A 10614-nucleotide genomic window follows, 5' to 3' on the forward strand; every position below is an offset into this window, starting at 1 on the left:
CTCCTTTATTCTTTCTATTTATATCCAAAAAGCTTCTTCTTTAACGCCATCAAGACGACTAGTTACATCATCGAGTATGGATTCAAATCAATAGTGATCGTTAAATTCTCCTTCTGCATTTCCGCTTGATAACGTTCTAATATATATTTCAACAGCGGAATCAGGCTTGGTTCCAGCTTGTATTTTAACATGCATTGATAGCGATATCTATCTTTTATCTTAGCAATCGGAGATCCGACTGGCCCTAAGATCGTTGTTTGCGGCGAAAGTTTCTGACTCAGATACTGCGAAATTTTGTCTGTAACAGACACCACTTTTGCAATATTTTCATGAGATACCGTTACAAGCGCCAAGTAAAAGAAAGGCGGATATTTATGCATTTTACGAATTTCCATCTCCTGCTTATAAAACGCATCGTAATCATGCTGACTCGCAAGTTGAATGCTGTAGTGTTCAGGCGTGTACGTTTGAATCACTACTTCTCCTGGAAGTTTGTGGCGTCCTGCTCTTCCGCTTACTTGTGTTAAAAGCTGAAACGTTTTTTCAGATGCACGAAAGTCAGGTAAATTCAGCATCGTATCTGCTGTTAAAACGCCTACAAGCGTGACGTTTGGAAAGTCGAGTCCTTTCGCAATCATCTGAGTCCCTAATAAAATTTGCGCTTCTCCACTTGCAAACTTATTCAGGAGCTTTTCATGCGCGCCTTTTCGGCTTGTCGTATCAACATCCATTCGAACGACCCTAGCCTCGGGCAGCACTTTTGTTAATTCTTCTTCCACTTTTTGTGTACCAGATCCGAAAAAGCGGATATGTTCACTGTGGCATTCTGGGCAATCAGTGTGGACATGTTCTTCGTGTCCGCAGTAATGGCATTTTAATTTATTTTGATAGCGGTGATACGTTAGTGAAATTTCACAGTGCTCACATGTCGGAACGTAACCGCAGTCTCTGCACATAACAAAAGAAGAATGACCTCTTTTATTTAAAAATAAAATGATTTGCTCCCCTTTTTCCAAACGGTCTTTCATCTTTTCAAACAGCATAGTTGAAAACATAGAGCGATTGCCGCTGCGAAGCTCTTCTCTCATATCAACGATATCCACCGACGGCATTGATGACTTATTCATTCTTTGCTTTAACGTCAGTAGCTTATACACACCTTTTTGCGCTCTTGCAAAGGACTCAAGCGTTGGGGTTGCACTTCCTAAAATGACTGGACACTGATGATGCTGCCCTCGGTAAATGGCTACATCTCTAGCATGATAACGAGGGTTTTCTTCTTGTTTGTAACTCGTCTCATGTTCTTCATCGATAATAAGAAGGCCCAAATTTTCAAATGGCGCAAATACAGCAGAGCGGGCCCCTACTACAACGGATACTTCTTTTCGCTGAATTTTTCGCCATTCATCGTATTTTTCTCCAGTAGACAAGCCGCTATGGAGCACAGCAACTTTTGAGCCGAATCGCTCTTTAAAACGCTTGACCATCTGAGGGGTAAGTGAAATCTCCGGAACAAGCATAATCGCTTCTTTCCCTTTTTTTAGCACTTGATCAATTGATTGGAGATACACTTCTGTTTTTCCGCTTCCGGTTACTCCGTACATTAAAAACACATCGTGAAGATTTTCTTCGATGTCATGCAGAATCGGTGCGATTGCCTCAGCTTGTTCATCGGTCAATTGAAATGGCTGTGATGGTGTAAAGTATCGATCTTGATAAGGATCACGGTATATTTCAATTTCCGTTTCCGCTAAGAGTCCTTTGTTAATCAGCGCTTTTATAGGAGCGGAGGTAATCTGCAAATCTTCCGCTATTTCTTTTATAGCTACTTCTTCATTTCGATTCAGCATAAAAGACAGCACTTGTTTTTGCTTTTCTGCCTGCTTATTTAACTCGCTCATAAACTGCTGAATTTCTTCAAGGCTTTGATTCAGTTTTACGCCTTTTGCCGTTTTTTTGTTTCCTTTGTTTTTAACGACGTAGACGACTTCAATTAGACCTTTTTGAATATCACGGTGAAAAGCAGGAGCAGCGGCTGTTTTTTCTACTTCACTCCACTTCAGCGAGGATCTTGACTGAAAAAACGGCTTTACTTGCTCATGAAGCTGTTCGTGTGCCTCTTTTGAAAGGAGTGACAGTTCTTTATCATATTTTGCTTTCATCGCCGCAGGCAGCATAACTTGAAAAGCCGATATCATAAAACAAAGCGTTTTTTCGGTTAGCCAGTGCCCAATCTCTAACAGTTCGGGAGTCAGAACCGGCGTTAAATCAAGCAGGTCAGCGATTGGTTTAACACGCTTAACTTCAGCCTCTTCTTTAAGAGCCACCACAAACCCTTGAACTTTTCTAGGACCAAACGGAACGACAACTCGCATACCCGGAACAATAATTCCTTTCCATTTGTCGGGAATAGCGTAGTCAAAAGCTCGATCTGTTTGCTTAGCAGCCACGTCCACAATTACACTAGCTACACTCATTTTTTCAGCCCTTCTAACATTTCCTTCACTTCTTTTAACACCTCGGTAGCTACATCGTGTTTTGAAAGAATGGGAAGTTCTTTAGACTCTCCGCTTCGCTTATAGAGCGTTACAATATTTGTGTCCGTCCCAAAACCTGCTCCTTCTGTCGTCACGTTATTGGCTACAATCATATCCAAGTTTTTAGATGCAAGTTTCTTTTGTGCATATTCATCCACTTGTTCTGTTTCTGCTGCAAAGCCGACTAAAAGCTGGTGTTCTTTTCGCTCTCCAAGCGTGCGTAAAATATCTGTTGTTCTCTCTAGCTCTAGTACTGCTTCACCAGGCTGCTTTTTCATCTTTTGATCAAACACATGCTTTGGTCGGTAATCTGCCACTGCGGCTGATTTAATGACAACATCTGCTTCATGATAACGCTGCATAACAGCTTCAAGCATCTGCTGTGCACTTTCAATTTGAACAACCTGCACTCCTTTTGGATACTCTAAATTCGTCGGTCCCGTTACAAGTGTTACGGATGCGCCTAATTTAGCAGCTTGTTCTGCAAGGGCATAGCCCATTTTCCCAGTAGAGCGATTGGTAAAAAATCGGACGGGATCAATGCGTTCTACCGTAGGTCCTGCTGTAACCAATACATTAACACCTTCAAGGATCTTTTGTGTATGTGATGCTTGTGAAAAATAAGATCCGATTAGTGAAACAATTGTTTCTGGCTCTTCAAGACGACCTTTTCCTACATAACCGCATGCCAAATACCCTTCTCCAGGTTCTACAAAAGAGTAACCAAACGATGAAAGAGTGCTCATATTTTTTTTAACAGCTGGATGATCGTACATATGAACATTCATTGCAGGTGCAATCCACACAGGTGCAGTAGCAGCCAGCAGCGTTGTGGAAATCATATCATCTGCAAGACCATTTGCTATTTTCCCTATCATATTTGCCGTAGCAGGAGCTACTAAAATTAAATCAGGCCAATCTGCTAAATCAATATGTGCAATCACAGATGGATCTTTTTCATCAAACGTATCTGTATAAACTGGGTTTCGAGACAGAGCTTGAAACGTAAGCGGCGTTACGAACTCGCATGCTGAAGCAGTCATCATTACTTTAACTTCCGCTCCCGCTTGTACTAATTTACTTGTTAAAGCTGCAGCTTTATATACGGCGATTCCGCCGCTAACACATAATAAAATTCGTTTTCCCTTCATCATTATGCCCCCATCTATTTATCCCGCTCAACCAGCATCCGCTTGTTTACTCGGGTAACTATCTAAAGCTTTTCAATTTAATTATTATACCATTTTTGTAGTGAGACATTCACTATCCTGCTTGAACACAGATAAAAGCACCAAAAAAATAACAACCTATAAAGTAGGTTGTTATTTTTTCACTTACTGATGTTTAGAATCTTCTTCTGCTACACCTTGCTTATAGCTTAATTGTTCAGCATTAATTTCTTCTAAAGCACAGCCTACAAACTTATAAGAAACCGGCTTTTCAATCGGCGTATCATTGTGAAGCTGTAATTGACGTGCACGTTTTGCAGCTACTGTCACAAGCGTGTACTTAGAATCTAATTTTTCCATTAGGGAATCAATTGATGGATAAAGCATGTTTATTCTACCTCCAGCATTCTTTTATAGCGCGCAGAAATACGATCACGACGGCAGTGTTCAGCCGTTACGATAGCACGGATGCGAGCACAAGCATTTTCTACTTTGTCATTTTCTACAACATAATCGTAGGCGTCCATAAGTTCAATTTCTTCTTTTGCCACGCGCATACGGTTATTGATTAAATCTTCTGTTTCAGTACCGCGGTTTACGATACGACTTTTAAGCTCTGACAAACTCGGCGGTGCCAAGAAGATGAACAAACCTTCTGGAAACGCTTCTTTCACTTGAAGAGCACCTTGCACTTCAATTTCTAGAAATACGTCTTTTCCTTCAGATAACGTTTGTTCTACATAATCAACCGGGGTACCGTAGTAGTTACCTACGTATTCAGCCCACTCTAATAATTTCTTGTTTTCAATCATGCGCTCAAACTCTTCGCGTGGTTTGAAGAAATAGTCAACACCGTCTACTTCACCTTCGCGGGGCTTTCTTGTTGTTGCAGAGATAGAATACTGCAATTTAATGTCTTCTTGCTCAAACAATGCTTTTCGTACCGTTCCTTTTCCAACACCTGATGGTCCGGAAAGAACAATTAATAAACCTCTTTCAATCATCGGTTCAAGTGACCTACCCTTCTAATAATTCTTCTTTGTTTATAAGTCGCTGTGACACAGTTTCTGGCTGTACAGGAGCTAAAATAACATGATCGCTATCCATAACAATAACAGATCGTGTTTTACGTCCTTGCGTTGCATCTATTAAAGAGCCTCGATCTTTTGCATCTTGAATAATGCGTTTGATTGGAGCTGATTCAGGATGAACGACAGAGATTATACGATTAGAAGAAATAAAATTTCCAAATCCAACGTTCACTAATTTACCGCTCATAAGAAGCCTCCTGCTATACCAATATAATCTTTATCTTACACGAAGGCTATTCAATATTTTGAACCTGCTCTTTTATGCGTTCTAATTGTGCTTTCATACTAATAACATACTGAGCAATAGTACCATTATTTGCCTTCGCACCGATTGTATTCATTTCACGATTCAGCTCTTGAACAAGAAAATCCAGCTTGCGTCCTACTGAATCAGGTGTATTTAATGCTTGAATAAATTGTGAAACATGACTTTGAATTCGCGTAAGTTCTTCGCTAATATCTGCTTTTTCAGCAAAAATAGCTACTTCAGTCAGCACTCGCTGCTCATCGAAAGTACCTTCTAAATAGTCGCTCAGCTTTCTTTTAATACGCTCGCGATATTGTTCAGCTACTTCAGGAGCAAGCTGTGTAATTTTTTCGCGAATGTCTTGAATGTCCTGTAAGTACCCCATCAAATCGTGATACAGCTCTGATCCCTCTCGTTTCCGCATATCCACTAACTGATGCACAGCAGCGTCAACGGCTTCAAAGATTGCACCATGAATACTCGTCTGATCAGCTTCTTCTTCATAAGTTGTCATCACTTCAGGCATGTGTAAAATGTCTTGAATTTGAACAGATTGTGACAGCCCATGCTTTTCTTGTACTTGCTGCAACGCATTCATGTATTCCTCAAGCAGCTGCCAATCCGTCTGCAGTTTCTTTTTTGCCATTTCTTCACCTGAAATAGTAACAAATACTTCTACTCTACCACGTTTTATGTATGTTTGAACGATTTTTTTTATTTTATCTTCAATTTCAATTAATTGTCTTGGCATACGAATAACAATTTCACAAAAACGATGATTAACAGACTTCATTTCCACTGTCACTGATCGATTTTCCACTTCCGCTTTTCCGCGGCCAAAACCAGTCATACTTTTTATCATTATCATCACATCCACTATGTACATCTTACATAAAAAGTATCATAAAAGAAAGTGTTAGCAAAAAAAAGAAATCTCTCTTCTTTATTCAACCTGTAAAGGCTGCCTTCATGAGTTTTCTCATTTGGGACAGCCTGTATTAAAGTATAGCACAATTTATGAAGGTTTTCTTGTTAAAAGTGAACCGGCAAGTAAAAAAGTTGGAAGGCTTGCAAGTCCTAAAATAACGAGCCATTCCCGCGGTGCAATGGCCATTGTATGAAAAATAGGCTGCAGCGGCGGATAGTAGATGGCCACCAGCATAAGGATAATAGATGAAATAACGGCTCCTACAAGATATAAGTTCTGAAATGGATTGCGATCAAAGATTGATTTTTCACTTCGACAGTCAAATACGTGAATAAGCTGTGCCATAACAAGTGTGGCAAATGCAATCGTCTGTGCATACTGCAGCCGATCTGGGTCATTGTCATAAACAATCATGAATGCAGCAAGTGTAGCAGCTCCAATTAAAAATCCGCGGCTGACTACTTTCCACCCTAACCCTCTTGCAAAGATACCTTCACGCGGATGCCTTGGATGGCGCTTCATCACGTTATCTTCTGGCTGGTCTAAGCCAAGAGCCATCGCAGGCAAACCGTCTGTTACTAAGTTTACCCATAGTATTTGAATGGGCACTAGCGGAAGCGGAAGTGCTAAAATCATCGCAAAGAGCATAACTAAGATTTCTCCTACATTTGATGCAAGCAAGTAACGGATAAACTTTCGAATATTTTCATAGATGTTTCGTCCTTCTTTGATTGCTGATTTAATAGTAGCAAAATTATCATCAAGCAAAACGAGTGAAGACGCTTCTTTTGCTACGTCTGTCCCGGTGATGCCCATCGCGATGCCTATGTCTGCTGCTTTAATAGCAGGTGCATCATTTACGCCGTCACCCGTCATGGCTACAATGTGATCTTTTGCTTGAAGAGCTTTAACAATTTTAAGCTTATGCTCAGGTGATACCCTGGCATATACGTAAACATCATCCACTACTTCTTCTAGCTCTTCCTGCGTCATTTTGGATAAATCCGTTCCTTCCAAGACTTGACCGTTTTTCGGTAGAATGCCTAGCTGTTTTGCAATCGCCTGTGCTGTAATGACGTGGTCACCTGTAATCATAACGGTTTTGATTCCTGCGTCTCGGCATTCTTTGACCGCTTGCTTGACTTCTGGTCTTGGCGGATCAATCATTCCTTGAAGCCCGAGGAAAGTCAGGTCTTTTTCCGCTTCGTTCTCTGTATGAACGCTCTCATGGTCTCCTAACGGACGATAAGCAATAGCAATGGTTCGAAGCGCTTGGCTAGCTAACTGATCAATCGCTCCTTTTACTTCATTATGAACCGTTACCGACAGCGTTTGTTTTCTGCTTTCCCACAAAATATTTTTGCTGTTTACAAGCAGCACATCGGGAGCACCTTTTGTTATGACATAGCGCTTATTAGATGCGTCTTCAATGACTACACTCATCATTTTACGCGTTGAATCAAATGGAAACTCTTCAATAATCGTAAACTGCTTTTGAATGTTTTCTTTTGTCAGCCCCGCTTTCATTGCGGCAACAAGCAAAGCCGCTTCAGTAGGATCCCCGTCGATGACATATTCTTTATCTTTTCTCGAAATGGACGTTTGATTGCAAAGCAGACCAAACACCAAAAGCTGCTGAAGCGGTTTTTCACTCCGTGTATCAACTTCTCTTTCCTCTCGCGAAAATACGCCCGTAGGTTCATACCCTGTCCCTGATACCCTCCACGTCATTCCTCCTGACCAGAGGTGAGTAACTGTCATTTTATTTTGCGTTAATGTGCCCGTTTTGTCTGAGCAAATGACTGACGCGCATCCTAGTGTTTCAACAGCAGGAAGTTTGCGAACAATGGATCTTTGCTTAATCATGCGCTGTACACCAAGAGATAGCGCCACGGTTACGATGGCAGGAAGACCTTCGGGTATGGCAGCAACAGCTAAGGAAACTCCCGCTAAGAACATACTATATAAATCATGGCCTTGCAGCACGCCAATCCCGACCACTAATACAGTAAGTGCAAGCGCTACAACGATTAAAATTTTACCTAATTGCTCTAACTTCCGTTGAAGAGGGGTAATCATGACTTCAGCATTTTGAAGCAAATCAGCAATTTGCCCCATCGCTGTTTTCATTCCAATCCCTACAACGATACCTGTTCCGCTTCCTCGCGTCACAAGCGTACCCATAAAAGCCATATTGTCCTGATCTCCAAGCGGCACTTCATCTCCTGGCAAAGCTTTTATTTGCTTGGCAACTGGCAAAGACTCTCCCGTAAGCGCTGATTCTTCAATTTCTAGACTTTTGGCTTCCATAATCCGAAGGTCAGCCCCGATGCGGTCTCCGCTCGAAAACTTTACAATGTCTCCTACTACCAGCTCTTTAGATGGCAACTTAACCCATTTCCCTTCACGCATAGCTGCTACTTGAGGAGCAGAAAGCTCTTTTAATGCATGAAGAGATTTCTCTGCTTTTCTTTCTTGAAAAAAACCTAGAAATCCATTAATTACTACAATGGCAATAATAGCAATCGCATCGATGTATTCGCCTAAAAGACCTGAAATAAGCGTAGCAGCTAGTAAAACCAGCACCATAAAATCTTTAAACTGCTCTACAAACACAAGAATGGCCGGTTTTTTCTCTCCTTCAGTCAATTCATTAAATCCTTGCTGCTGCTGACGTGCTTTTACTTCTTTGTGTGTAAGACCATGCTGTCTGTCTGTTTTTGTTACTTCTACTATTGCTTTTTCACCTAATTCATACCATTTCATTGCATCTTTTCACACCCTTTTATTTGTAAATGCACCTATTAGATTGTTACAATCTTATATCGTATGCTTATTCAGACTCGTCCTAAAAAATGCTATACTTTTCTATAGGACAATTTTCAATTACTTAAGGATGTGAGCACTATGTCATTTGATGGTATTTTTACATATGGCATTTTACAAGAATTATCTGAGACCTTGGTTTCAGGACGAATTTCAAAAATATATCAGCCGTTTCCAAACGAGTTGATTTTACAAGTACGCGCTAAAGGTGAAAACCGCAAACTTTTAATCTCAGCTCACCCTAACTATTCACGCGTTCATTTTACAAATGAGCCTTATGAAAATCCATCTGAGCCTCCTATGTTTTGTATGCTTCTTCGCAAACATTTAGAAGGAAGCATTATTGAACAAGTATATCAGCTTGGATTAGACCGCATTTTAGTCATTGAAACAAAAGGACGAAATGAAATTGGCGACGTGACGTACAAGCAGCTTATTATTGAAATCATGGGAAGACATAGTAATGTTGTGCTTGTAGATAAAGAAAAACAAACGATTATCGACAGCATTAAACACGTTCCAATGGCCTTGAACAGGCACCGTACGCTTCTACCTGGAGCACCTTACGTACTGCCTCCTAGTCAAGATAAGCTTCATCCATTTGAAGCGGATGAAGAAACCGTGGTTAAAAAAATTGATTTTAATAGCGGAAAGTTAGCCACCCAGCTAGTGCAGACCTTCTCGGGGCTTTCTCCTTTAATTGCAAATGAAGTGGTGTTTCGCTCTGGCTTAGCGAATCGTTCTACCCTCCCAAAATCATTCGTCGAAACGATGACGCTGATCAAAGAAGGTCAGTTTACACCAACTCTGACAACCGTTAATCAAAAAGACTACTTTTATTTACTGGAATTAACGCATTTAGAGGGTACGAAAAAAACGTATGCAACCATCAGCGAGCTTCTTGACCGCTATTACTACGGGAAAGCAGAGCGAGATCGTGTAAAGCAGCAAGCGCATGACTTAGTACAGTTTATTTCTACCGAGAAAAAGAAAAATGAGAAAAAAATAAAAAAACTTGAGCAAACGCTGCAAAATGCAGAAAAAGCATCTGATTATCAGCTAGCCGGTGAACTCCTTACCGCAAATTTACACCTTGTCAAAAAAGGAGATGCGAAAGTGGATGTTATTAATTATTATGATGAAAATAGCGGTACACTTACGATTTCATTAGATCCGCAAAAATCACCGTCTCAAAATGCTCAAAGCTATTTCACAAAGTATCAAAAAGCGAAAAATTCCGTTTCGATTGTAATCGAACAAATTGAAAAAGCAAACGAAGAAGTACAGTATTTTGAATCACTTATTCAGCAAATGGATACTGCTACTCACAAAGACATTGCAGAGATTCGTGAAGAGCTTGTGGAAGAAGGATATTTGCGCAACCGTCAGCAAAAACAAGCGAAAAAACAAAAAAACACCACGCCTACACTTGAACAATACGTTTCAAGCGACGGCACGAAGATTTTAGTTGGAAAAAACAATAAGCAAAATGAGTATTTAACAAATCGCCTTGCTGCTCGTGATGACGTTTGGTTTCATACAAAAGATATACCGGGTTCTCACGTTGTTATCCGCAGCCAAGAGCCTTCAGAAGAAACAATTTTAGAAGCGGCTCATCTTGCTGCTTACTTTAGTAAAGCCAAGAATTCAAGTTCAGTACCCGTGGACTATACAAAAATTCGCCACGTAAAAAAACCAAGTGGTGCCAAGCCTGGTTTTGTGACGTACGATAACCAGCAAACGGTGTACGTAACGCCTAGCGAAGAACTTGTACTGAAGCTGCGTCAGTCATAATAAAACCCCCTTTCTCTATAGA

8 protein-coding genes are annotated in these 10614 nt (G+C 40.7%); 1 reads left to right on the top strand and 7 read right to left on the bottom strand.

Annotated features, from left to right (window positions below):
- Positions 1-62 precede the first annotated feature (62 nt).
- From priA to LAV82_RS02945, 7 genes are all read right to left on the bottom strand, one after another.
- The gene (priA, locus tag LAV82_RS02915; protein WP_499715643.1) at positions 63-2477 is read right to left on the bottom strand and encodes a primosomal protein N'; all 2415 of its coding nucleotides are present in this window, start codon (positions 2475-2477) and stop codon (positions 63-65) included.
- Positions 2474-3691, bottom strand: a complete 1218-nt coding sequence (gene coaBC / locus LAV82_RS02920; protein ID WP_013058925.1) for a bifunctional phosphopantothenoylcysteine decarboxylase/phosphopantothenate--cysteine ligase CoaBC — start codon at positions 3689-3691, stop codon at positions 2474-2476. The genes priA and coaBC overlap by 4 nt, the downstream gene beginning before the upstream one ends.
- Positions 3692-3871: 180 nt before the next feature.
- Positions 3872-4093, bottom strand: coding sequence for a DNA-directed RNA polymerase subunit omega (gene rpoZ / locus LAV82_RS02925; RefSeq protein ID WP_013058926.1), 222 nt, complete (start codon positions 4091-4093; stop codon positions 3872-3874).
- Between the two features lie 2 nt (positions 4094-4095).
- The gene (gmk, locus tag LAV82_RS02930; protein WP_013058927.1) at positions 4096-4710 is read right to left on the bottom strand and encodes a guanylate kinase; all 615 of its coding nucleotides are present in this window, start codon (positions 4708-4710) and stop codon (positions 4096-4098) included.
- 13 nt (positions 4711-4723) lie between these two features.
- Positions 4724-4984: a DUF370 domain-containing protein gene (locus LAV82_RS02935; RefSeq protein WP_013084831.1), complete on the bottom strand. Its 261-nt coding sequence runs from the start codon at positions 4982-4984 to the stop codon at positions 4724-4726.
- A gap of 46 nt (positions 4985-5030) precedes the next feature.
- The gene (locus LAV82_RS02940; RefSeq protein ID WP_029320527.1) at positions 5031-5906 is read right to left on the bottom strand and encodes a YicC/YloC family endoribonuclease; all 876 of its coding nucleotides are present in this window, start codon (positions 5904-5906) and stop codon (positions 5031-5033) included.
- Positions 5907-6059: 153 nt separating this feature from the next.
- Positions 6060-8738: a cation-translocating P-type ATPase gene (locus tag LAV82_RS02945; protein WP_499715644.1), complete on the bottom strand. Its 2679-nt coding sequence runs from the start codon at positions 8736-8738 to the stop codon at positions 6060-6062.
- Between the two features lie 141 nt (positions 8739-8879).
- On the opposite strand from LAV82_RS02945, the gene LAV82_RS02950 reads away from it, so the two are divergent.
- A complete protein-coding gene (locus LAV82_RS02950) occupies positions 8880-10592 on the top strand; it encodes an Rqc2 family fibronectin-binding protein (RefSeq protein ID WP_499715645.1) in 1713 nt (570 codons plus the stop codon).
- The last annotated feature ends 22 nt before the right edge of the window (positions 10593-10614 follow it).

Origin of the sequence: Bacillus sp. ILBB4 (genome assembly GCF_035064545.1) — a bacterium.
Classification (GTDB): Bacteria; Bacillota; Bacilli; order Bacillales; family Bacillaceae_H; genus Priestia.

Excerpts from the sequence above, each read along its gene's own strand:
- priA (WP_499715643.1), bottom strand. The coding sequence starts at position 2,477 with ATGAGTGTAGCTAGTGTAATTGTGGACGTGGCTGCTAAGCAAACAGAT.
- coaBC (WP_013058925.1), bottom strand. The coding sequence starts at position 3,691 with ATGATGAAGGGAAAACGAATTTTATTATGTGTTAGCGGCGGAATCGCC.
- rpoZ (WP_013058926.1), bottom strand. The coding sequence starts at position 4,093 with ATGCTTTATCCATCAATTGATTCCCTAATGGAAAAATTAGATTCTAAG.
- gmk (WP_013058927.1), bottom strand. The coding sequence starts at position 4,710 with ATGATTGAAAGAGGTTTATTAATTGTTCTTTCCGGACCATCAGGTGTT.
- LAV82_RS02935 (WP_013084831.1), bottom strand. The coding sequence starts at position 4,984 with ATGAGCGGTAAATTAGTGAACGTTGGATTTGGAAATTTTATTTCTTCT.
- LAV82_RS02940 (WP_029320527.1), bottom strand. The coding sequence starts at position 5,906 with ATGATAAAAAGTATGACTGGTTTTGGCCGCGGAAAAGCGGAAGTGGAA.
- LAV82_RS02945 (WP_499715644.1), bottom strand. The coding sequence starts at position 8,738 with ATGAAATGGTATGAATTAGGTGAAAAAGCAATAGTAGAAGTAACAAAA.
- LAV82_RS02950 (WP_499715645.1), top strand. The coding sequence starts at position 8,880 with ATGTCATTTGATGGTATTTTTACATATGGCATTTTACAAGAATTATCT.